Annotated in this window: 11 protein-coding genes and 1 pseudogene; 5 read left to right on the top strand and 7 right to left on the bottom strand. The window is 49.5% G+C overall.

The genetic code is table 11. The annotated features are described in order from the left end of the window. Nucleotides 1-43: 43 nt before the first annotated feature. Entirely contained in the window at nucleotides 44-760 is a 717-nt protein-coding gene (locus DQG23_RS11165) for a DUF7832 domain-containing protein (RefSeq protein WP_113030920.1), read from the bottom strand. A 275-nt stretch (nucleotides 761-1,035) separates the two neighbouring features. On the opposite strand from DQG23_RS11165, the gene DQG23_RS11160 reads away from it, so the two are divergent. After that, nucleotides 1,036-1,983 carry an NAD-dependent epimerase/dehydratase family protein gene (locus tag DQG23_RS11160; protein ID WP_113030919.1) on the top strand — a complete coding sequence of 316 codons (948 nt, stop codon included), beginning with the start codon at nucleotides 1,036-1,038 and terminating at the stop codon, nucleotides 1,981-1,983. A gap of 252 nt (nucleotides 1,984-2,235) precedes the next feature. Here DQG23_RS11160 and DQG23_RS11150 read toward each other — a convergent pair whose 3' ends face one another. Then, nucleotides 2,236-2,820, bottom strand: coding sequence for a lysoplasmalogenase (locus tag DQG23_RS11150; protein ID WP_158560410.1), 585 nt, complete (start codon nucleotides 2,818-2,820; stop codon nucleotides 2,236-2,238). A gap of 350 nt (nucleotides 2,821-3,170) precedes the next feature. Here DQG23_RS11150 and DQG23_RS11145 point away from each other — a divergent pair, with 350 nt between their 5' ends. Then, the gene (locus DQG23_RS11145) at nucleotides 3,171-7,046 is read left to right on the top strand and encodes a helix-turn-helix transcriptional regulator (RefSeq protein ID WP_158560409.1); all 3,876 of its coding nucleotides are present in this window, start codon (nucleotides 3,171-3,173) and stop codon (nucleotides 7,044-7,046) included. 284 nt (nucleotides 7,047-7,330) lie between these two features. Beyond that, on the top strand, nucleotides 7,331-11,263 hold the full coding sequence (locus DQG23_RS11140) for an S-layer homology domain-containing protein (RefSeq protein WP_113030916.1): 3,933 nt from the start codon (nucleotides 7,331-7,333) through the stop codon (nucleotides 11,261-11,263). 129 nt (nucleotides 11,264-11,392) lie between these two features. Here the strand turns inward: DQG23_RS11140 and DQG23_RS11135 are convergent, their stop codons facing one another. The 5 genes and pseudogenes from DQG23_RS11135 to DQG23_RS43740 all read right to left on the bottom strand — a co-directional run. Further along, nucleotides 11,393-12,100 carry a DNA alkylation repair protein gene (locus DQG23_RS11135; protein ID WP_113030915.1) on the bottom strand — a complete coding sequence of 236 codons (708 nt, stop codon included), beginning with the start codon at nucleotides 12,098-12,100 and terminating at the stop codon, nucleotides 11,393-11,395. Nucleotides 12,101-12,140: 40 nt separating this feature from the next. Then, nucleotides 12,141-12,662 carry a GrpB family protein gene (locus DQG23_RS11130; protein WP_113030914.1) on the bottom strand — a complete coding sequence of 174 codons (522 nt, stop codon included), beginning with the start codon at nucleotides 12,660-12,662 and terminating at the stop codon, nucleotides 12,141-12,143. Nucleotides 12,663-12,961: 299 nt separating this feature from the next. Beyond that, nucleotides 12,962-14,767, bottom strand: a complete 1,806-nt coding sequence (locus tag DQG23_RS43420) for a flagellin N-terminal helical domain-containing protein (RefSeq protein WP_113030913.1) — start codon at nucleotides 14,765-14,767, stop codon at nucleotides 12,962-12,964. A 343-nt stretch (nucleotides 14,768-15,110) separates the two neighbouring features. Further along, nucleotides 15,111-21,161 carry an S-layer homology domain-containing protein gene (locus tag DQG23_RS11120; RefSeq protein WP_238177842.1) on the bottom strand — a complete coding sequence of 2,017 codons (6,051 nt, stop codon included), beginning with the start codon at nucleotides 21,159-21,161 and terminating at the stop codon, nucleotides 15,111-15,113. 201 nt (nucleotides 21,162-21,362) lie between these two features. Continuing rightward, a pseudogene (locus DQG23_RS43740) lies at nucleotides 21,363-22,310 on the bottom strand (RCC1 domain-containing protein); the annotation flags it as partial. A gap of 403 nt (nucleotides 22,311-22,713) precedes the next feature. On the opposite strand from DQG23_RS43740, the gene DQG23_RS11115 reads away from it, so the two are divergent. Further along, entirely contained in the window at nucleotides 22,714-24,477 is a 1,764-nt protein-coding gene (locus tag DQG23_RS11115) for a sensor histidine kinase (RefSeq protein ID WP_158560407.1), read from the top strand. Then, nucleotides 24,455-25,567: a response regulator gene (locus tag DQG23_RS11110; protein WP_158560406.1), complete on the top strand. Its 1,113-nt coding sequence runs from the start codon at nucleotides 24,455-24,457 to the stop codon at nucleotides 25,565-25,567. The genes DQG23_RS11115 and DQG23_RS11110 overlap by 23 nt, the downstream gene beginning before the upstream one ends. Nucleotides 25,568-25,598: the final 31 nt, after the last annotated feature.

Genomic DNA, 25,598 nt, shown 5'->3' with positions numbered 1-25,598 from the left:
TTCGGCTGGTTGCGCCCGTCACTGCTTTACTAGTATTGGATCGCTAGCCGGTTCCCGGATTACGGCGACGCTTCCAGTCGCGGTAACGCTCTGTAATAATCGGCTCGATTTTGCGGTAGTTTTCGAACGAATCTTCCACATGGTAGATCGTCGGCAATCCGGCAGCCAATACGTTCGTGAAATCGACAGCCGTATAAAGATCGTTATGGATATCCAGGTATTCGCGGGCAAACGAGTCGGCCTCATCGGACAGCTCCTTCGAGCTCAGTACGCCATCCCAGTTTCGGCGGAAAAATTGAGCGCCCGTCATTTCATTTCGTTTGACAAGCTCGATATCCGCCGCATCGTCTTTGCGGCTTCGTTTGCCGGTCAGATCGTTTTTGATCACCCAGGCTATGAACATGCCCGACGGGACGTAGGCTTGATAGGAATCCAGCTCTTGAGGAAAGTCGCCTTCGTAGTGCCATTTGGCTTTATCGAATACGTATATTTCTTTTTCCGGAATCTGAAACAAGATATCGCTCGGTTCCTCGGCAAAACCTTTGTTTTTCAGCTCGTCAGCCAGTTCCTTCAGCCGATCGACCGCTTCCTCCTTAGTGGGATATTGCTCGTATGTAGGATTCATCGTCTTTTTGTCGGCATATAATCGGCCTTTAATGATATTCAGGATACAAATATTCGTTGCTTCCGTAATGCTCAAATGCCGGTAATCTTTAAACGTTTTACCCCGTTTGGTCAATACCGTCTCCGTCTTGTCCATGCTGTCACCTCGCTGTATTGCCGGAAATCCTGCCTCTTGCAGGCAAACTGCAAATTCCCTCAAACTCTATTATAGTTTCCTGCGATGAAAAGGGCAGCAGCCTTTATACCTGCTTATTTGGGTGAATATGGGAAAATTGACTCAGATAAAATATGCTCCATAGCATTCGATGCTGATATGAAATTCTTTTTGTAAGAATTGTGCTCCAAGCTACAGAACGATTGCTTAAATTATGCTACCCTGTATAGGAAAATGAAAACATAGGAGCAAATTAGATGGATAAAGTTTTTGTTACCGGGGGCACAGGCTACATAGGCAAAACATTAATTCAGGAAGCGCTTAAGCAAAATATTGAACTGATCGTGCTTACACGTTCTGCTGCAAAAGCGAAGCAGCTGGAGGCTCAAGGAGTTGCGGCGGTTGTGGGGGATTTGCTGGAGGATGGAGAATGGCAGAAGACTATTCGAGAATGTCAGTATGTGATTCACTTGGCCGCGCCGCCAACCTGGGGCAAAAAGGTCACGAAAAAAATAGCGCGGCAATACAGCGCCGGTCATTATGCTATGACGGTACGTTTGCTGGATCATATCAGCCCGACTGCTATTAAAAATATTATCTATGTAGCAGGTACCAGCTATTTAGGAGACAGCGGAGCCGATGAGCCCAAGGATGAAAAGTACCGCAGTACGCCAAAAGGGTGGGGACCTTATATCGCCCCTTCGGTAAATGTGCTGGAAACGTACAAGCAGCGAGGGCTGCCGATTACGACGGTGTTTCCGGCACAAATTTATGGCGCGGACTCGTGGACCGTGCAGTTGTTCATGGAGCCTTTGCATCGGAATAAGCCGATTTATTCGCTGCAAGGAAATGAACCGATGTTTTCGCCTATTCATGTGGAGGATTGTGCAAGAGCTTGTTTGCATCTGATGAAGCATGCGAGCACAGGCGAAAGCTACATTTTATGCGACGCTTATCCGGTGACATCCGGCAAATTCAAGCAAATGATCGAGCGGGAGATGCGAGTAACCGGAAAAACGATCAAAATTCCGGCATGGCTGTGCAAGCTTGTAATCGGCCCTGTGCTCACCGAATACGCAACCGCGCATACTTATTTTTCAAATGCCAAGCTGCTTGCAACGGGTTTTGAGTTCCGTTATCCGAGCATAGGGCAGGGGATTCCCCATGTTGTAAAGCAGTGGTTGGCAAGTGTTACGGCAAAATAATGAGGGGGGCGCCGCCCCCTTTTTCGTATCCCTCGTTATCACTTATTGATTTTACAAATGGTTGTTAATTCTGTGTGAATACATTGCGGCGAAGTGTTCCATTCTCCAGCCTCGGGTCCTCTAAGTTCAAGATAGTATTGAAATAATTTATGATCCATGTTCATCCATCCAGCCCCCCATCTTCTATATGATTTAAGTGTATTTCAGAAAACTACTTTATCATTCAAATAAATCAGTTTATCGTAACCAACGTCAAGAAGACTTCTTTTCCATACTGCGGGCAATTAAAAACTGCGCCGAATAGTAGGTGATCATCACACCGTACTTTGCCCACGCAAGCGGAGCGACAAACATATTCCAGGCAAGCAGAGAGTCGGACAGAAAAAATAGGACGGCTCCCGCTACGGCAATCCGGCTCCCGCTAATAACGGCGCTCCAGATCATAATGGAAATGACAATGACATAGATGAGCACCGGAATCCATAATCCGCTGTTTCCGCTTGCTAACATGCCGTCGTGGAGCTCCCGCAACAGGAAATAGGAGTACGCCGCAATGGGGATAAGAGAAAGCAGATGGACGGAAGCGAACTTCCATCTCGTCATAAAAGCGATGATATATACGAGATGCGCCGTCAAAAACGCGAATAGCCCTGCCGCAAACCATTGATTTCCCGGTAACAGCAATAAACCGTCGCCAATGGCAGAAAGGAATAAGCCGGCAATGATGCAAGTTTTATAAGCTTTCTTGATGTTGCGGGTTAAAGCTGCCAGCCCAATGATAAGAAGAATCGTCCCCGGCTTTAATATCCAGCGCAACACCGTTTGGTCGCCTGCCATGGCGAATAAGTATCCTATCCCGGAAACTATAATTGCGGCTACTAATAGATTTCGATACATAGACCGTTTCCCCCAGCACGAGTTTAGTTTTGCACGCTGCGCTTGTTCCTGTCTGTCGGCAGCATACCGCAGTCAGTATAGTTCACAAAAACGATTCGTACATCTACCAAACGGTATAGAACGCTCAATAACAGCGAGAAACTGCCGATAATTTAGATGAAGGGAGCGGAACGTTTTTTTGCACCTTTACCACAGATTAAGCGAAAAAAGGGGAACGGTCTCGATTGTCGAACTACTGTAATTGACCTGCAAATGGATGCACGATGTGCACAAAAGGGGTAGTGTTTAACATGCAAGAGCTTACCAAGACGATCCGAATCCCGGATGAAATATATGGTAGAGAAAATGAACGGGCCGTTTTGCAAGAAGCATTCCGATGGGCCGCTCTCGGTTCCACAGAGTTAGTTGTCATTTCCGGGCAGCCGGGTGTGGGGAAATCTTCTCTCGTGCTAAAAGCCTTCAAATCCGCCGTCATCGGAACGTGTAAATTCGCTTCAGGCAAATTTGATCAGTACAGTACGGGCATTCCTTATGAGCCTTTTATAAAATGTTTTCAAACCGTTATTAGGCAAATCCTGACCGAGCCTGAGCGCACTCTTCAAAAATGGGTCGAGCGCGTTCGAGAGGTAGTCGGTCCGAACGGAGCCGTCATTGCGGAAGTGATCCCGGAAGCGGAATTGCTTCTAAAGCCGTATCCTCCTCTGGAACCTGTTTCGGCCATTGAATCGCAGAACCGGTTTGAGTCGGTGTTTCGCCGCTTCGTTCAGGCGTTCACACAGTTGGATCATCCGCTCGTTTTGTTTTTTGATGATGTGCAATGGGCGGATGAAGCTTCGCTTCGACTGCTGCACGCGTTGATCGTTGCTCCCGAAAGTCAAAATCTGCTTGTGATCGCCGCATACCGAGAACAGGGATGGAATGGGGACATCAACCGGATCGAGCAATGGATGGAAGGTGAACATGCCGGTTATTCGATCCGCCGGATTTCGCTCGAGCCGCTCGAATTCAAGCATATACAGAAGATGGTGGCGGATTCCGTCGATTGTCAGCCATCCGTAAGCACTCCTTTGGCCCAGCTGTTATTTGCCAAGTCATTGGGAAATCCGTTTTATTTGAAGCAGCTGCTCCAATCGGCCTTCGACGAACAAAGCATTCGGTTTCATCCCGATGGACTATGGGAATGGCATCTGGAGGCTCTAAAGAAGCTGCCGGAAATCGTCGGACAAGTCGATTATTTGATCGATCGGATTAACAAAACGCCAATGCGCTCCAGAGAGCTGCTTGTTGTCAGCTCATGTCTCGGCAACAAGTTTGATGCTCGATTGTTAAGCGCTGTGAGCGGTTATAAAGAGGATGAGATGAACGAATATTTGTCGTCCACCGTTCAGGACGGGCTGTTGATTGCTGTAGATCAAGCGGACTCCGTCCTACAATATCAATTTACACATGATCGAATTCAACAGGCGGCTTATTCGCTGCTGGATCGTCAGCGCCTGATGGAGGTCCATTTGACCGCAGGGCGCTATATGATGAAGCGATATTCAAGCGACAAGGACCGGCCTTTGTTCGATATCGTCAACCATCTCAATCATGCGCTCGAGCTGCTGTCTCCGGAGGAACGCGAAACGGTTGTCGAATGGAACGAGGAAGCGGGTAGGAAAGCGATGCAATCTTCCGCCTATTCGACAGCGCTGCAATATTTTAAGACGGGGATCGAAAACGCTTCAGACGATTTCTGGAATCGCCGCTTCGAATTTACGTTTCGGATGCATGTAAAATGTGCCGAGTGCGCCTATTTATGCGGGCAATATGACCAGGCGGATGCCGGACTGAACGACGTTCTGAAGCGGTCGCGCAGCTGGTCGGAGCGCGTGCAGGCGTATAAATTGAAAATCGAGCATTACAGCAATATGGGAAAATATTCGCACGCGATTGAATTGGGGCTTCAGGCGCTCCGGGATGCCGGCATTCGAATATCCGACCGGCCGCATAAGCTGATTATTCTTAAGGAAGTTCAATTAACGAAGCGGCTATTGGCGAAGAGGATGGAGGAGCTGCCCGAGCTGCCCGAAATGACGGATCCTCAGGCCACAGGCGTGATGGAGCTGTTGGCGGCTCTTGTGGCGCCGACGTTTTTTTTCAACCGGGAAGTGTTCGCCGTCATTGCATCCAAATTCATACGGCTCGTATATGAGCACGGTTCCTCTTCGGTAGCCCCCGGTGTATATGCGGCTTACGGCATGCTATTAGGTACGGCGCTCGGTCAATACGAACTGGGGTACCGTCTGGGGCAAATTGCGATCGACTTGGCGGATCGGTCCGCCAATGCTTCGGTTAAAACCAAAGTGCATGTTATGTTCTATGGTGTCATATCTCCTTGGATACGATACGACCGCGACGATGAAGTCAAGCTGGAGCAGGCTGCCAGGCTGGGCTTGGAGGCGGGGGATTACGTATACGCAAGCTATGCGATCGGCAGTCTGATCAATTTGTCTTATGTCAGAGATTCGATGGACCGCATGTTCGAGGTCAACCGCCAAAGCTTGCAAGTGATCGAGCAGACGAAAGAAGAGCTTGTTTTCAAAAATGCTTTGATTTATATGGAGTTGGCAAAAACCTGGAAGTCTGCCGCTGGAGACATAGGGCCGATCACGTGCGGCCGGACAAGCGAAGCGGAATTTTTGGAAGAAGTCATGAAAGAGGAAGGCAAAGCCGTAACGCTGTATCAACTATATACGTATAAAACGCAAATGTATTATTTGTTCGGTCGGTACCGGGAAGCGGTTCGCTTCGCTGAATTAGCCAATCCCTATGAGCATTTGTCGGCTCATGCTCCTCATTTGTCGGAGCATCATTTCTACGAGGCGCTGTCGATTGCAAGTGCATGGGAGGAATTTTCCGCAAGCGAAAGAAGCGCGTATTCGAAGACATTGAAGCGGAGATGCCGGCAGTTCAAAGCATGGGACAAGATGTCGCCGGAAAATTTCCGACATAAATGGCTGTTGATTCAAGCGGAAATAGCCCGGTTAAAAGGGGCGGAGCAGGAGATGGTCGATCTGTACGATCGTTCCATTCAATTTGCCCGCGAGCGAAAGTATGCCCAGTATCAGGCGGTGGCGTGCGAGCAGGCAGCCAAGTATCATTTGCAAAAAGGCAGAGAAAGAATCGCCCGCGGATATATTCAGGAAGCTTATGAAATGTACGGCGTATGGGGGGCGGAGTCCAAGCGAAACGGCTTGCGGATGCAGTATCCGGAGTGGCTGCAGGAATCATCGAATAGCGAAGACCAGGCAGCTTCACCCATACCGGACGAGGGCCAGGATTCAACGCGAGAAAAAGACGAGGCGGCTTTCTGCAATCCTGCTGAAGGTGACACGGACACGGTTCGGCAAGAGGCTGCTGATAAAGTAATTGACTTTGGTGCGATTGTCAAAGCTTCCTTGTCTTTGTCCCAAGGATTGGACTTGAAAGAGATTCACAAGCACCTGCTGGAAATTATTATAGAGACTTCCGGTGCGGAAAAAGCATGCCTGATCGTAGTTAGGAACGGCGATCTGCATGTGGAGACCGTTATCAAGGTCGACGGCGAGATTAGCGAGCTGTCTGCCGCATTGCCGGATAGCGAGGATGTGCCGGCATCCCTTGTACAGTACGCTTCGCGGCTTGGGCAATGGGTTCATATCGAGAATGCCGCGCAGGATGAGCTGTTCCAGACCGATCCGTACATGATCCGGAATCATTGTCGGACGGTTTGTTGTTTGCCGCTTTTTTTACAGGAAAAGCTTTCAGGGGTGCTCTATTTGGAAAATAGCCGGCGCATCCGTACGTTTGCAAATGACAGCATCGCGACGATTCGCATTTTGGCATCGCAAGCTTTGTTCGTTTGGAAGCTGTACGGCTCTTTCGGAGACATGCCTGTCTCGCCGATCGCGTCGAATGAACCGAATGAACCGAAGGAAGAGCATTCCATGGACGCCTTGACCGACCGCGAGCTTGAAGTGCTGAATCTGATGGCATCGGGAATGACCAATAAGGAAATTGCTTATCAGTTGGGGGTTACGGCAGGTACGGTCAAGGTTCATATCCACAACATTTTCAGCAAATTAAATGTGAACAGGCGAACGAAAGCGATTGCCGAAGCCAAGAGGAAAAATATACTGAGTTAATCGGTTGTGAGGATGCGATGAGCATCCTTTTTTGATTAATCAGCAAGTATATCGTGGAAGTGGCTCTAAATCTCGGTAAACGCCAGCGGATAGACGCCGGTAGGCGTTTATCCTTGTCGTATAAAGGGACTTGTTCCGGTAAAATCGCATTTTTCTTTCGTTCTATACCTGCTCTATACCATTTGGTATATGCGGATTTTTATCAAGACGGATATGATCATTAGGTGTTTCATAGGGAAGTCGTCGTTCATTACAAGAATCTATTTGACTAGGAGGATATCGTATTGGGGTTCAAAAGCAGGTTCAGACGTTGGCAAATCGTTATCGCTTATTTTCTCATTGCGGGGCTTCTCGCCCTCGGCGGCGGGGTTCCCGTTCAAGCCGATTCAGGCGCCGGCAGCAGCTCCTTCAGCAGTTTTACGGTTACGACAGAAACCCCCGCTTATTTTAGCGGTTATCGGGACAATCAGGGAAATTATATGAAAGAAAAGCCGGCCTATCATTTCAAATTTACTGCTGCCGACAATTTGCAGGCGGGGGACATGATTCAAGTCGCGCTGCCGCATGCGTTTAATTTCGTGGGAAACCCGGGATTTATGTGGTCGGCCAATCAGGCCGTTCCGATGGCTAATATCTCTGCCGCAGTCAACGGGACGCCAAACGGTATTTTTGCTGCCGCAACGACGCAGTTTTCTGATGACGGGTTTCCGGAATTGTCGTTTCAACTATCCAGCGGCATCGTTAGCGGTGCTGTGGTGGACGTTCGTTTGGCCAACTTTCTGATTACACCTGAGTATCACCGCATTATACCGGGGCTGAAGTCGTTTGCGCTCCGTTCGAGCGGCAATTCTACTCCATTCTCGACGACTCACGGCTTATTTACACGCAATGTTGCCGGTTACTATCCGGATGCCGACTCGTATGCGGCTTCGGCCGTCACGGGTTATCATTTCAAGTTTACTGTCATGCAGCCTATAGAACCTAGCGATACGATCACGATGGTATTTCCTCAGGGAGCGACGGTTCCTGCTTCGGTCGACGCATCTAAAGTCAAAATCAACGGGACGCCGGCGGCTTCGGCGGTTGTGTCCGGCAATGAAATGACCGTACAGTCGACGACTGCATTGCCAAGCTTCTCGGCAGCGGTAATTGATATCGACCCTTCTGCCCAAGTGGCGAATCCGTCTGTACCCGGCTATTACAATTTTGCCGTCAAGACGAGCGTGGATCCGATGGCTGCGACCCGCAAGATCGGAATCGTCTCCGCATCGGGCGCTTCGTTAGCCGACAACCCGTCCAACAACGATGGTTATGTGGCAGAAGAAGATACTCATTTGCGCTTTATGTTTACCGCACCTACGATACTGAAGGCGGGAGATACGGTTACCGTATCCAGCGCTCCCGGTACGGTATTGAGCGAACCGGGCATATCCGCAGCAGATATCGTCTTGGAATGGGCGTCGGACTATCAGGAGAACAACGTCTCCGCTGCGGCTTCCGTAACCCGCATCGCAGACAACCAACTGCAATTCGCCCCTCCCGCGGAATATTACGTCGATCCCGACTATCATCTCATATTCAATATTCCGAAAACGATCGTACAAGGCTATGGAGAATACGAATTTCAAGTATCCACTTCGCAGCAGGTCATACCTGCAAGCGTGACGCTAATCGTTGCTCCGCCTCACATTCAAAATTTCAATGTGAATGCCAGCACTAGAGTTGCAGGGGCACAGAACGTGTCCTATACGTTCGCTTTCCAGACGAATGAACCGTTAGACGCAGACGACGATTTCAATCTCATTTTTCCGCAGGGAATCACAGTCCCGCCGGATATACAAGCAAGCTCCGTTACGGTCAATGGGGTGCAGGCGACTGGTGTTGCGTATGACAGTTTCCTGCGTAAACTCAGCGTAGGAGTCCCTATGAATTTACGCTTGCTGGATGCGGTTTCCATTACGATCGCCGGGAATGCAGGGCTGACCAATCCGGCTGTCGGAGAGTATTCGTTCAGCGTGTATCCTACGTGGTACAGCGATAAAGGAGCGACGGAAAAACTCAATTTTGCAACGATGACGGGAATCGCCGCATCGCCGAAAACCGTGGAGCTGAAGCTGGGAGACACCGTCAGCAAGCAGCTTCAAGTGACGGCGAGCTTGTCGGATCAGTCGGTACAGGACGTAACGGCAGCAAGCTCCGGCACGACGTACGGCAGCAGCGACACGAGCGTCGCGACGATCGCGCCGGACGGCCTGATCGAGGCCAAGCAGGCGGGCCAAGCGTTGATCACGGTCGCCAGCGGCGGATACACCGATACGGTGAGCGTCACGGTAGCGAATGCCGACGTGCCGACGCCGACCGTCACCGGGATTGCCGCATCGCCGAAAACCGTGGATCTGAAGCTGGGAAGCAGCGTCAGCAAGCAGCTTCAAGTGACGGCGAGCTTGTCGGATCAGACGGTACAGGACGTAACGGCAGCAAGCTCCGGCACGACGTACGGCAGCAGCGACACGAGCGTCGCGACGATCGCGCCGGACGGCCTGATCGAGGCCAAGCAGGCGGGCCAAGCGGTGATCACGGTCACGAACGGTGGATACACCGATACGGTGAGCGTCATGGTAGCGAATGCCGACGTGCCGACGCCGACCGTCACCGGGATTGCCGCATCGCCGAAAACCGTGGAGCTGAAGCTGGGAGGCATCGTCAGCAAGCAGCTTCAAGTGACGGCGAGCTTGTCGGATCAGTCGGAACAGGACGTAACGGCGGCAAGCTCCGGCACGACGTATAGCAGCAGTGATACGAGCGTCGCTTCGATCAAGCCGGACGGCCTGATCGAAGCCAAGCAGGCGGGCCAAGCGGTGATCACGGTCACGAACGGCATCTACAGCGACACAGTGAGCGTCACAGTAGCGAATGCCGACGTGCCGACGCCGACCGTCACCGGGATTGCCGCATCGCCAAAAACCGTGGAGCTGAAGCTCGGAAGCAGCATTAGCAAGCAGCTGCATGTGACGGCAAGCTTATCCGACCAGACGGTACGAGACGTGACGGCCGCAACCTATGGCACGGTGTACAGCAGCAGCGATGTGAATATAGCGATCGTCAAGCCGGACGGACTGATTGAGGGCAAGCGGGCAGGCCAAGCGGTGATTACGGTCACCAACAGCGTCTACAGCGACAGGGTAAGCGTCACCGTAACAGCAGATCAGCAAGAAGGGGGGACAACCTCCAGTCCTAACAGTTCTTCTGTCCCTCAAGAGATTGACAGTGTAGAGAAGTTTATCATTGCCGCGGAAGGAGGAAGCGTAGTCTTTAATGGAGTCGCTTCCGTACAAATAGATCCGGATGCCTTACCTGCAGACGGGAAAGTAAAAGTAGCCAAACTTCCTTCACATCGTGCGCCTCTAACAACAGGCCTGGAGAGGCTCGGCAGCAGCATCGTGGAGTTCACCAGCAGCACGGGCAAAACATGCAATCTCCCGGTAACGCTTGGTTTCAGCTATAATCCGCAGCAAGTGGAGGCAGGTTCGAAGCCGGCTGTGTTTTACTACAACGAAACCCAAGCCCGTTGGATGTACTTAGGAGGCAAGGTGGAAGGAGACGGTACGATTGCCGTCGAAGTCAACCATTTCGGGAAGTTCGCCGTATTTGCATCTAGCATAATCGAGTTTGCTGATTTGAAAGGCCATTGGGTAGAGGCGTATGCGGATCGTCTGATCGGCATGGGGGTCGTTCGCGGCTTTGAAGATGGAACGTTCCGTCCTGATCGGAAAGTGACCCGGGCAGAGTTTGTGAAAATGGTAGTCGATCTGATGGCATTAAAGCCTGCTGCGGCTCCCGCCGCTTTCGCAGATAACGATTCGATTCCGGCTTGGGCGAAGGAAGCGGTCGATTCGGCCGTTCAGGCAGGAATCATCCAAGGCTATGAAGAACAGGGCAAGCCTTTGTTTAAGCCGAATCAATCGATAACTCGCGCGGAGCTGGCTGCCATTTTCTCTAGAGTATTGGAAAAGCTGCCGATTAGCGGGAATGTAGACAAGGTTGCGTTTGCGGATCAGGCGAGCATTCCGGCTTGGGCACAGTCAGCGGTTCAAGCAATAGCAAGCTATAAAATCGTTAGCGGCTATGAAGACGGCACATTCCGCCCGGAAAATAACGCTACGAGGGCGGAAACGGTAAAAATGCTAGTTATGTTATCGGAGTGGTTGCCGCTTTAGCTTTCATGCAGGCGAACTTTATCGAAAAATAGGAAACAGGCCCTGGCACTATGCCAGGGCCTTACTGCAGTGGCTCAGCAGCCGGTCGAGCAGATGAGTGAGCATGTGGAACGCATGTTATCCACTATTTTAACATCTTACATGCTTGCGTTTAAAGCCAATAGCGTCTTTATCCACTGCCTTTTGAATACGATCGGAAGCGATCAGGAAGCTGCTTTTTTTCTTATCCTTGTTGACCTCTACCGGGCCGACTGCATTGGCGGTTTCGACAGCCTTATGATGGAGCGGCAAATAGGATACCCCGACCGTGTAAATAAAATTGTTCATCGCGTATTTCGTTCGTTCGGGGGCATCGTGAATCGTATTTTTCACAATTTCAAGCATATTGGCAATTTTGTCTTCGGCAAATTCAACGTCCGGGCGATTTCCCAATAGCCAGCAGTAACAACTCCAGCCCGCCGACATTTTAAGTTCTTCGCCGCTTACGATCCATTTGTCGGCGACTTTTTGCGCTATATCCGCTTCCGCCAAGGTTACCGCAACCACGTAATCCGACAGCATATAAAAATAAGCCGCATCGACCCAACGATCGTAATCCGCCTCAGTCATCCCATTCGGATCTGCGATTATTCCGGCAAAGTACATGGCGTCGTAGTTCCCGGTAGCGTAAAGTTGCTCGGCCAAAGGCTGATTTATTTTTGTTTTTTTGAAAATGGGCTTCATTTCGCCTGTAGCCACGCCAAAAAGCGGTTCGTGCGCGCCATTTGAGATGTAAATTTTCTTGGTTCGTTCCTTGCCGAGAGCTTCAAGCTCCTGCATAACCGTTTCTAAATCCATTATTCAACACTTCCTTCTTTTTATTATAACCTATAAATCGTTACTCCATATCGAACCCTAGTCTTTTCAAAATGGAATTAACGAATTCGGTTTTATTGTCAGCGTAGGTGAGCTTATCTTTGCTATGCGTCAGAGATAGTCTTTCTTTTAACGTCTGATATTCCTTTCGAGCCTCTTCATGCTGAATTAAATAATCTCTAAATGCAAGTTGTTTTGATAAAAAGGAGCTTTCTTTCTGGTACATATGAATTTGATGGGTTCTTGGTTCGCCCTTATTGAAATAATGTCTGTCCGGCAATATGTTTGTACCCTTGTATGAATACCCTAAGCTTTCCAAACCTTGAACGCATCTATAACCTTGTTCGAAATCTTCCAATTCAATTGCAATATCAATGATTGGCTTAGCGCTTAAACTCCTAACAGCAGTACTGCCTATATGGTGAACTGTTAAAATAAGCTCGCCGATCTCTGTTTCCATTCTATTCTTCTCTAATAAAAATTCCGCTACCCATTCCTCTGTCCAAGGAAGGAGGAACACTTCACCTTTAGGTAAACCAAGCATACTGCACCTCCAGTAGGAATTTAGCGGCATTTCTATTATAGCTCATCTTACCGAAACTACGAATAGAACAAATAAGGCCACCCCGAAAGGGAGGGGGACAATAGGTTCAATCCAATAGCAAGAACAGTGCGCGCGTAGTATTGGTAAGACTGCGGTGGGGGCAATAATCGGAGGAGTAATTAGATAATGATAACAAAACACACCCGCGTAGCCGTCAGAGCTTTGTGGGTGTGTTTCCATTAATAATCGCTACTTGATAATCAACGATATAGAGAGAGTTTAACAACAACATAGGCTTTTTACTTTAACAACTCTAACAAAGCTTGAGGATTCTGATTTGCTTGAGCCAACATCGTTTGGGTAGCTTGAGTTAAAATGTTCGATTTTGTAAAATTCAACATTTCCTTGGCTATGTCTGCATCACGAATACGTGATTCGGCCGAGGTTAAATTTTCAGCGGAATTTCCCACGTTGTTCAACGTGTGTTCCATACGATTTTGCAGTGCACCATATATTCCTCTATAGTTCGAAACTTTTGCTATTGCTCGATCTGCTTGAGCTAATGATTGCTCGGGTACGGATGGCGGCAATATCCCAATATTTGTAATGCCCAATCCTTGCTTATTTACATTGAACAGGGGGATAGAAATCGTCTGATCTTGGTTAGCCCCTGCCTGAATGTCAAGTTTTGGCGGGATATAGTCTATATCCTTTATGTCTGTATGTATAGTCGTTTCAATATGGTTAGTTACTATTGTTTCATGTGTTTGTTCAAACACATCAAGTTTTAACGCAAACGGGCCATATTTGAAACCCAATGTTACGCTCGAACCCTGCGGCACGGTTAGTTGCCAATCAAAAGAGACTTGCGGCTGACCTACTGCCGGATTATTTATTGCAAGATCCGTTGGAGCTAAAAATCCAAGCGAATTGTCAAACGTAATGCCGGCGTCAGCATCTGTTCCCGTCATGTTAAATGTACTTCCTGAAATCGGATTTATTATGTTATTTCCATTAGCCAGAGGACTCCCGCCAGCATCAGAGATAACTGAATTTGTTGGAGGATTAACTAAATTACTTAGTTTAATATTAGAATCAATTGAATCACCATTAGTAATAACATATTTGATTTCCATGGAATTATCGGGTAATACAGTCCTATACCTCATAATGGATAGGTTTGTACTTGGAAACCACATATGATCCCAAGCCGGTACAGTGCCTGCGTTACTGCGGGAAGTGTATTCAATTGGTCTCGAGCTTCCATTAACATGGATATTTTCGAGCATTGAACCGTATGCATTCCCAAGATCTTTCGGTCCGAAAATGGTTTCATTCATGCCTACAGAGTGCCAGTAAGCAGGTGTAGTATATTGCGGATCGCTTAAGGCGGTTAACGTCTCATAAACAGTCGTATTTGTGTCTGTCCTGGTTGTTGTATGAATGTCGGTATTTTTATCATTGTATCCTTCTCTTCCATCCGGTGAAACGATTGGTGTAATATTGTTCGTATTAACGTATGTATCGGTCGTTACAGATGTATCTGAACTGCTGACTAAATGCCTTGCTTCCGGAGGTGTTCCTTGCGGTTTGTAAACTACATTTTTATGTATTGAAGTAACCGGTGGAGGGTCGCTTATAGAAAAAGCTACGTTACTGCTTGAACGATCAGCCAATATCTCGTAATCGTCTCTTGACAACAAGTTAATTGTATTGAATTCGGTTCTCTCTGAAATGCTGTTTATTTCATCAGCTAGCTGATGTATTTCTTGGTCAATCGTCCGCCTATCTTCATAGGTATTCGTATCATTCAAGCCCTGAACGATTAATTCTCTCTTTCTCTGTAAAAGGGAAGTTATTTCTTGTAAGCCGCCTTCTGCTGTTTGAATAAGTGAAATACCGTCTTGTATATTTTTTTCCGCTTGAGCTAATCCACGAATCTGCGCTCTCATTTTTTCCGATATTGCCATTCCCGCCGCATCATCTGCCGCTTTATTAATATGTAATCCTGATGACAACTTTTCCAATGAGCTTGCCGTAGATTTATTATTTTTGTTTAATTTATTTAATGTATTTAGTGTCGAAATGTTATGCGCTATTCTCATATTGCCACCACCCATAATCATGCATCGGCATTTTTAGTGTAAGCTACCATTCTAAAAATAATATCTTACAATATTTATTGCATTTGGTATAGAGTCACCTTAAATTAATGCCCCAAACCAGTTGCACCATATGTTGGTATTTTTCTTTTCGTATAATGTAAAGACACAGGAAAAACTGAAGCACACCATTGTAAAGGCGGTGTCCGAAGTGAACGGTTGCAATGTGGCGTCGGTCAAATGGGGGCGGGAGTGGCTAATGACAAGCCGGTATTCCTCTTATAGGGAAATAAGGTTATCCTGCACGCCGGTAAGCGCGTGCGGGATAACCTCAAGTTAGCGAATATCAGATTAGTTCGGAAAGCTGAAGCAGGCGTTGCACGATAGTTGCAGCCTCGGCTCTCGTCACGAAGTCTTGTGGCGCAAGTCTTGCGCCGCTTCTCCCCTGTATGACTCCTGCCTGGATGCTATCTGCAATTCCCTCCAGCGCCCAGTCGGAGACAGAAGCCGCATCCGTATACGGAAGAAGCGCTTCGTCCGCCGCTTGATCAGGCATTTTGGCTTTCAGCCCGGTGAGCGTCATTGCTCTGGATAGTAGGATCATCGCCTGCTCGCGAGTAATCGTATCCTGCGGATGAAACGTTCCGTCTTCAAAGCCGTCAAGCAAACGATAAGTATATGCCGTATGCACGACGTTGTTGAACCAAGCCGCCTGGAAAATATCCGAGAATGGTGCGGCCCCCTTCTCCAAAGGAAGCCCTAGTCCACGAACGAGAATCGCGGCAAACTCCGCGCGGGTAACCTCCCGTTCCGGCTCATACGAGTTGCCTTCCGTACCGATGACGATCATCCGCGCACCCATGTCGCGAATGGCCTGTTCGGCCCAATGGCTCGTCACATCACTGAATTTTATAGAACGAGATACAATGGCGAAAGTGCCGTTGGTAAAGCTGCTGGCTTTCGCATAGTGCCGGTTCTCCTTCACAATGACTTGGAGAGGTACATTGCGGAGGATACCATCCGGTTCAACAACTACGGCTGTTGTCACTGAATCCGGGTTCACGTTGTCCGGAATCGCAATCCAATGTTCTAGGAAGGCGTGGAACTTCGAAACCTCGACTGTTGCATCTCCGTAGGTCGCCTGGATGATAAATTCAATCGGCGGCGCGAGGAGGGTGAACATGCCTTTGGATTCGGCTTCTTTGATCGTTTTAGCCGTGTCCTGTGCGGCCCGTGTATTGATCTCTATTTTTAGTTTGATGTCCTGCAAGGCGACCGATTCGCCAAACTGGCTGGCTAGAGCTTCGATGTTGATTTGCTGCACTGGCAACACATACGTGGCCTGGTCGGCTTCGAGAGTGATGACAGCTTGCTTTTTTACCATGCTTTTGACCCATTGGCCGTCTATTTCAGCCACAACCCTGTCAAAGCTTGAGTTAGCCCGATATGTGATGATCGCGCCTTGCTCTTCCGCCGCAAGTCGATTTTCAAGCTTGGTCCGATCGCTAACTATCGTCAGCATCGTGTTGCCGTAATCCACTGTTGTTTTCGCTCCCGCTTCGACCACTCGATGGTTAAGGAGGATGTCCGCCAGTGAAGCGATAGGCTCTTTGTTATCGTCGTTATTGCTGCCGGTATTGTTGTTGCTGCCACCGCTGTCGGACGGGAAACTCGGGATGACTGCGTTGGATGCAGCAGAAGCTTTGCTGCTTTCGACTTGATTGATCGCTTTTACGGTAAAGGTATAACTTACGCCATTGGTCAGGCCGGTGACCGTGATCGGGCTGGAGGATCCGCTCTGCACGATACCCCCTGATGAAGCGGTCACTTCATAGCTGGTGATGGCATAACCGCCGTGATCGGTCGGTGGCGTAAAGGAAACGGTTGCCTGCCCATTCCCGGCAACGGCTGTCACATTTGTAGGTGCGGCAGGAGCGGCAGCGGGTGTGGCAATGGCTTCATTCGACGCGGCACTCAAGCCTCCTGAATTGCCGGCTTTTACGATAAAATAATACGTCATGCCGTTCGTTAGCCCAGTCATGTTGTACGTCGCATCCGTTACTGTTGCGTCTGCCGCATCGATAAACAGGCCTTGAACGGTTGATAGATACACATTGTAATAGGTTGCGCCCGTCACAGAATTCCAGTTTAAAGTGACTTGGCTGTCCGCTCCATCCGCAGTCAAATGTTGCGGAGTTGGAGGGGCCGGTTGTGCCGCTTCTGTCACGGTTACTACGTAATTCTGCGTGGTGTTGTCCGCAGCGGTTACCGTATACGTCACCGGACTGGAGAAGTTCTGCGCTACGCCGCTATTCGGCGAGATGCTTGCGCCCGTATGCGCAATCGTCGGTGTTAGCGACGTGATATCCGTGCCGTACGGAACGGTTACAGCAATCGTGCGATTCGCCTCGTTCACGGTTCCAGTAGCAGACGGTGTCGTGAAGCTGAATCCGGTGATTTCCTTCGCTGGGTTGACCGCTACATTCACCGTTACCGTGTAGCTCTTCGTGCTTCCATCCGCTGCGGTCACCGTGTACGTCACCAAATTGGAGAAGTCCCGTGTTGCTCCGCTACCCGGCGAAATGCTTGCTCCTGTTTGCGTAATCGTTGGCGTTAGCGACGTGACGTTCGTTCCATAAGGTACATTCACTGTGATTGTCCCGGCTGCTTCGTTTATCGTTCCAGCAGCAGACGGTGTTGTGAAGCCGAACGCCGTGATCGCCTTCGCCGGGTTAGCAGCTACAGTTACCGTTACCGTGTAATTCTTCGTACTTCCGTCCGCTGCGGTCACCATGTAAGTCACCGAATTAGAGAAGTCCCGTGCTACTCCGCTATTTGGCGAAATGCTTGCTCCAGTGTACGTAATCGTTGGTGTTAGTGCAGTGACGTTCGTTCCATATGGCACATTCACCGTAATTGTACCGGCTGCTTCGTTTATCGTTCCAGCAGCAGACGGTGTCGTGAAGCCGAACGCCGTGATCGCCTTCGCCGGGTTAGCCGCCACATTCACCGTTACCGTGTAACTCTTCGTGCTTCCGTCCGCTGCGGTCACCGTATACATCACCGGGCTGGAGAAGTCCCGTGTTACTCCGCTACCAGGCGAAATGCTTGTTCCTGTGTGCACAATTGTCGGCGTCAGCGACGTGACATCCGTTCCATAAGGCACACTCACCGTGATTGTACCGGCTGCTTGGTTTATCGTTCCAGCAGCAGACGGTGTCGTAAAGCTGAACGCCGTGATCGCCTTCGCTGGGTTTGCCGCTACATTGACTGTTACTGTGTAGCTCTTCGTGCTTCCATCCGCTGCGGTCACCGTATACATTACCGAATTGGAGAAGTCCCGTGTTGCTCCGCTATTTGGCGAAATGCTTGCTCCTGTATGCGTAATCGTTGGTGTAAGTGCAGTGACGTTCGTTCCATAAGGCACATTCACCGTAATTGTACCGGCTGCTTGGTTCACCGTTCCCGTAACAGCCGGTGTCGCAAAGCTGAAGCCGGTGATTTCCTTCGCTGGATTCAGCGCCACGTTGACCGTTACCGTGTAGCTCTTCGTGCTTCCATCCGCTGCGGTCACCGTATACATTACCGAATTGGAGAAGTCCCGTGTTGCTCCGCTATTTGGCGAAATGCTTGCTCCTGTATGCGTAATCGTTGGTGTAAGTGCAGTGACGTTCGTTCCATAAGGCACATTCACCGTGATTGTACCGGCTGCTTGGTTTATCGTTCCCGTAGCAGACGGTGTCGTAAAGCTGAAGCCGGTGATTTCCTTCGCTGGATTCAGCGCCACGTTGACCGTTACCGTGTAGCTCTTCGTGCTTCCATCCGCTGCGGTCACCGTATACATTACCGAATTGGAGAAGTCCCGTGTTGCTCCGCTATTTGGCGAAATGCTTGCTCCTGTATGCGTAATCGTTGGTGTTAGTACAGTGACGTTCGTTCCATAAGGCACATTCACCGTAATTGTACCGGCTGCTTGGTTCACCGTTCCCGTAACAGCCGGTGTCGCAAAGGTGAAGCCGGTGATTTCTTTCGCCGGGTTCGCCGCCACATTGACCGTTACCATGTAGCTCTTCGTGCTTCCGTCTGCTGCGGTCACTGTGTACATCACCGGGCTAGAGAAATTCCGCGCCACTCCGCTGCTCGGCGAAATGCTTGCTCCAGTGTGCGTAATCGTTGGCGTTAGCGACGTTACATTCGTTCCGTAGGGCACATTCACCGTGATTGTACCGGCTGCTTGGTTTATCGTTCCCGTAGCAGCCGGTGTCGTAAAGCTGAACGCTGTGATCGCCTTCGCCGGGTTAGCAGTTACATTGACCGTTACTGTGTAACTCTTCGTGCTTTCGTCCGCTGCGGTCACCGTATACATTACCGAATTGGAGAAGTCCCGTGTTGCTCCGCTATTTGGCGAAATGCTTGCTCCGGTGTACGTAATCGTTGGTGTTAGTGCAGTGACGTTCGTTCCATATGGCACATACACCGTAATTGTACCGGCTGCTTGGTTCACCATTCCCGTAACAGCCGGTGTCTCAAAGGTGAAGCCGGTGATTTCTTTCGCCGGGTTCGCCGCCACATTGACCGTTACCATGTAGCTCTTCGTGCTTCCGTCCGCTGCGGTCACCGTATACATCACCGGGCTGGAGAAGTTCCGCGCCGCGCCGCTGCCCGGCGAGATGCTTGCTCCAGTGTGCGTAATCGTTGGCGTTAGCGACGTGACGTTCGTTCCGTAGGGCACATTCACCGTAATTGTACCGGCTGCTTCGTTTATCGTTCCAGCAGCAGCCGGAGTAGCGAAGCTGAACGCCGTGATCGCCTTCGCAGGGTTGGCAGCCACATTCACTGTTACGGTGTAATGCCGTGTGGTATTGTCCGCAGCAGTCACCGTATAGGTCACCGGGCTGGTGAAGTTCTGCGCCACGCCGCTATTCGGCGAGATGCTTGCGCCCGTAAACGTAATCGTCGGCATCAGTGCAGTGACGTCCGTGCCGTTGGGCACGGTTATAGCGACGGTATGATTCGCCTGGTTCACTGTGCCAGTTGCAGCCGGGTTAGCAAAGCCGAACGCCATGATCGCCTTCGCCGGGTTCGCTGCCACATTGACCGTTACGGTGTAATTCTGCGTGGTATTGTCCGCAGCAGTCACCATATAGGTCACCGGGCTGGTGAAGTTCTGCGCCACGCCGCTATTCGGCGAGATGCTCGCGCCCGTAAACGCAATCGTCGGCGTCAAGGACGTCACGTTCGTTCCAAACGGTACCGTTACGCTTATCGTACGGCTCGCCTCGTTCACCGTTCCCGTCACCGCTGGGCTTCCGAAGCTGAATCCGGTGATCGCCTTTGCCGGGTTTGCAGCTACCGTAACGGTTACCGTGTAGCTATTGGTGCTTCCATCCGTTGCCGATACTATGTAGGACACCGGGCTGGAGAAGTCCTGTGCTGTTCCGCTAGCTGGAGAGATGCTAGCGCCTGTGTGCGTAATCGTCGGAGTTAGCGACGTGACATCTGTGCCATAAGGAACGGTAATGAAGACTCCACGGCGCGCCTCACTCACGAGACCGATTACAGCCGGTGTAGTGAAGCGGAAGTCAGTCATCACCTTCTGCGTATCATTCTCTACCGTAACGGTTACTGTATAGCTTTTTGTACTTCCATCCGCTGCGGTTATCGTGTAGGACACCGGACTGGAGAAGTTCCGTGCTGTTCCGCTAGCTGGAGAGACGCTAGCGCCTGTGTGCGTAATCGTCGGCCTTAGCGACGTGACATCTGTGCCATAAGGAACGGTAATGTCGACCGCACGGCGCGCTTCACTCACGATTCCGATTACAGCCGGTGTAGTGAAGCGGAAGCCAGTCATATCCTTCGCCGAATTCCTCTCTACAGTGACGGTTACCGTGTAGTTTTTCGTACTTCCATCGGCTGCGGTTACCGTGTAGGACACCGGACTGGAGAAGTTCTGCGCTGTTCCGCTAGCTGGATAGATGCTAGCGCCTGTGTGCGTAATCGCAGGCCTTAGCGACGTGACATCTGTGCCATAAGGAACGGTAATGTCGACCGCACGGCGCGCTTCACTCACGAGACCGAATACAGCCGGCGTAGTGAAGCGGAAGTCAGTTATCTCCTTCGCCGAATTACTCTCTACCGTAACGGTTACCGTATAACTTTTCGTGCTCCCATCCTCAGCTGTGACCGTGTAGTTCACCGGACTGGAGAAATTCCGCGCGACTCCGTTACCCGGAGAGATACTAGTACCCGTGTGCGTAATTGTCGGGGTCAGCGATGTGACGTTTGTTCCGTACGGCACCGTTACGCTGATGGTGCCGCTTGCCGCGTTCACCGTTCCCGTCACGGCCGGGTTTGCGAAGCTGAAGCCGCTGATTTCCTTCGTCGTACTTACTGCCAAACCGAGCCTTTCTGGCCTTAATATTCCATTTCCCCAGTGCCACAGCTTCCCATCTTGATCTATGGCATACGATCTGCGAAATCCCCCCTCCACATATTTGAAGCCTATCAAACGTACAGTGCCCCCTTCGGAAAAAGAGACACTATATGTCTTAGCATATGACGTACTCGTGGTTGTATTGTCGCCCAGTTGTCCCTTGTCATTTACTCCCCAAACCCACATTTTCCCGTTAACATCTATCCCCAGTGAGTGAGTATACCCTGCGGAAATTTGAGCAAATTTAATCGGAGTGCTACCGTTCTTAATCGGAATCGGCATTTGATTATATTTGAAATCTGGAGAAAGCCCGTGTCCAAGTTGCCCTTTGTCATTGGCTCCAAACCCCCATACATTACCGTATATATCGAGAACTAAACCAAAAGGCCCTCCTTCACTTGATGAGGAGCCAAGAGAAACCGATTTGAAATCGACGCCTGCTACCGGCGGATATCTTTTGGGATCGAATTGCATTTCATGTATGTACCATAACTGATCCTCTGAATCAATCGCCATAATCGCTTGTATATGCCCATAAATAGATTTAAATGTAAATGTGTTTCCGTCTTTCACCACTTGCATTTGAGTTGGTACTTGGGGAGTCGATGTCGTATCAATCCCCCATGACCATAGGAAACCGTTGCTGTCCAAAGCATATGAAGTATTGTGTTTTACTGCTATATCTGTAAATGTTCTACCTGGGACAGATATTCTCCCCCATGTAAGAGAACTGCCTGAAGGTCCATTGCCTAATTGTCCGTGCTCATCGTTTCCAGTCGTCCAGATATTCCCGTTAACGTCCAGTGCAACGGAGTGATTAGTCCCTGGATTTACTTTTTTAAATTTAACCAAATTGCTGCCGTTCATCACTTTAACTTGTTTGGGGAGTTCGGAAGATACGGTTGTTCCGTCACCATATTGGCCAAATTGGTTGCGATTCTCCTCCCCCCATGCCCAAATCTGACCCTCCTGATCTAACGCAAATGTAGTCGGTTCTTCGGAAGTAACAGATACAAATACGGGGTCAGCTGGTGCAGCATGTGCATTCGTCTGAATAAACAAGTAACTTGCGATAAGGATCAGCGCAAATAGAGCGTACTTGATCAATGTCATCATTAAAATCGATTTTCTCATCATGTTCTCCTTTACTGGAAGTCTTGCATTCTCACGGGATTCGAATATTATTATGCAGGAAATTCCCATAAGCTGGATCGAGTTCACCCTACTCGGAAATGGGATGAAGATGTCGGCCTTCGAATAAGAACGATGGAGCAGCTGCAGCTATTCAAGCTAAGAGATAGCCTCCTTTCCTAATAACAGCAGGGAAATTATCCCTAAGATTTTAGCAAAAACCAGTATATCAAACGGCTATAAAAGAACTGCGAAATAACTATGAAAGAACTATGAAAGAATGACTGTTCACTTGTTATAGTGAAAGATCTTTACATATAGTATGATCAATAGTAGAGGGATAGGAATTTCAGGTGTTTCCCGTTCTAAGGAGAATTTCGAAGTTATGAGTATAACGCTATCCAATGTGGTCATGCTGGTTTCCATTTTTTTGATGATCGCGTTCTTATGCTACGCCTTTCTGTATAGGCAGGAACGGGGAATCCGGTATTTTGCCTGGGTTATGGTTTGCCGCGTGGTTTATGCCGGAAGTGTAATCATGGAAATCAACAGCGAAAGCTTATCGTCAAAAATGCTTTTTCGAAATATTGAACAGACCAGTCTGTTGTTTGTGGTACCTATGGTCATTTTTTTTATGCTGGCCCTATTCGGAAAAGACGAATATTTGCGTCCGTTTCGAATGATGCAAATTATTTCGGTTTTCGTGCTTTGGTCGTTGCTTATATGGACGAATCCTTATCACCATCTGCTTTTCAGGGATATAGAGCTCAACCAAGGACATTTAGAAATAAGCAAAACCGTTTATGCGATTGCGTTTAATATCATCTGTTATCTGATTATTGCCGCTTGCGTCTTTTATTTGTTTGTCTATCTGCGGCGCGTTCGTCCCGAGCTTCGCAAGCCAGGCATCTGGCTTGTACTTTGCGGCTGTATCCCCGCTGCGACGGAGGTTGCCAAGTCCGCTTATTCAGGCTTCACGCCGTGGCTGCTTCCTATTTCGGTGTATTGCGGATTTTTGGGAATGACCATGCTGTGGATCGTGATCCGTTACCGGATGTTTTCGGTCGTGCCGCTTGCAAGAAACATTGTGGTGGAGACGATGGAAGAAGGGATACTCATTGTCAATCATAGAGGGAGCGTCATCGATAGCAATGCGTATGTCGAGCCTTTATTTGCAGGTTCAGGAGGACGTTCGATTGCGGGACAGCATGTTGACAAATTGTTGGCCGATTGGCCGGAATGGCTGCGCTCCTGCAAGCGAATGGAGACGACCGAGATGGAGATCGACGCACGGGTGGACGGGGAATCCCGGGTCTATTCGGTCAAGGTGTATCCGCTTGTTTCCCGGGGAAATGCTGGACAAGGAACCGTATCCGTTTTGTTCGATATTACAGAAAAGCAAAGGCAGATGGAGCAGATCGTTAAGCTTAATCAGCTCAAAGACCATTTGTTCGCAATCGTTTCCCACGATATCCGGAATCCGTTAGCGGTTCAGGCTAGTTTGATTGAAGTGCTGGAATTGGATAAAACGATGTTTAACCGCAATCATCAGGAAGTGATCGACGCACTAAGCGGACAAATTCAAAATACGTATGTGATGATCGAAAATTTGCTGGAATGGTTTCGCAGCCAAAAGGAAGGCATGCTGCTGCAACCCGAACGATTACGACTGGCAAATGTGGTCGAGGTAGTATGCCGCACGCTGCGAATTAAAAGCGAAGCCAAACAAATCGCTATACATACGGAGATCGGCAGCGACATTGAAGTGTTTGCGGATAGAGAAGCGGTCAATTTGATCGTTCGTAATCTAATGACGAATGCGATCAAATTTTCCGAGCGGGGCGGGAGCGTTATGGTTAGCGCTGAAACGAATGCCGGGCAGGTGATCGTATCGGTTAGCGACAATGGTGTGGGTATGGAGGAAGGACGGGTTCGGGAATTGTTCGATCCGCTGAGACTCGTGTCTACAACAGGTACTGCCGGGGAGAGAGGAACCGGCCTGGGATTGCAAGTCTGCCAACAATTTGTGCGGATGAGCGGCGGACAAATATGGGTGGAGAGCGTGCCGCGCCAGAAAACGGTTTTTTACTTTTCGCTTGACGCTGCAGACTCGGAAAGGGATGACGATGAAAGTATTGCTTATCGATGACGAACAGGCGATGTTGACGGCATTGAGCCAGCTATTGTCGCGAATAGAAGGCGTGGTAATCGCCGGGATGGTACGCAGCAGTGCAGAGGCGGTTGCGTTTGCCGCACAGCATGTCGTGGATCTTGCCTTTATCGATATCAAGATAGCGGAAGACAGCGGACTGACATTAGCCCTTGAATTGCGGCACATGAACGCCGATTTGGATATTGTGTTCGTAACCTCCCATAAGGAATATGCGCTGGATGCTTTTGATGTTTATCCCTTGGATTATATTGTAAAGCCCGTTTCCCTGAAGCGATTGGAAGAAACCATTGCGAGAGCGGCGAGAGGGCGGGTGGGGAAGCTTGATTCCGGTAAAGCGGACACCCCGAAACGATTGTCGGTTGCAGGCTTGGGAGGCTTGCAAATCAGCGGCGAGCAAGGAGACTCCTTGAAGTGGATGTCCCGCAAAAGTCAGGAGCTGTTCGCGTATTTGTTGCTTTGTCGCGGGAATCGCGCGTCCAAAGTCCGTATTATGGAAGATATATTCGATGAAAGGGAAGGGAAAAATTCGGAATTGTACCTCAATACAGCGCTGTACCAGCTGCGCAAGACGCTGTCTACGCATGGAATGAAGGAAATACTTGTTTCCGATCGCGAACAATATCAGATGAGTCTGGAACAAATCAAGGTCGATTTTATAGAATTCGAAGAACGATTGTCCGGTTTCCACACTATTGATGAAAACAATGAAGAGGCCGCGATTGCCGTTGAGAAAATGTATACGGGCGATTTGTTCGAAGACAAGCCGTACGAGTGGGCGCTTGCCGAGCGCGAGCGGATCAGCGATATGTACGAGGAATTTGCCAAGCGTCTAGCAAAGTGGCTGCTCGAAAATAATCGGATTCGTCAGGCCGTTCAGATTTCCAAAGGTCTGGTACGGCGCAACGAATTGGATGAAGAAGCGAATAGGCTGCTTATGCACGGGTTTGCCGCTTTAAAGGACAGGCTGGCCCTCCAATTGCGATATAAGCAGTATGAAGCGGTGTTGAAGCAGGAACTCAATATCGAGCCTTCGGCGGAGCTAGTCGAGTGGTATAGTCGATTGTAGCTAGTGAAGCGTCTTTAAAGTAAGCGGCAAA

It is taken from the genome of Paenibacillus contaminans (genome assembly GCF_003285015.1).
GTDB classification, from domain to species: domain Bacteria; phylum Bacillota; class Bacilli; order Paenibacillales; family NBRC-103111; genus Paenibacillus_V; species Paenibacillus_V contaminans.
This window is presented reverse-complemented; position numbering and strand designations above follow the sequence as displayed.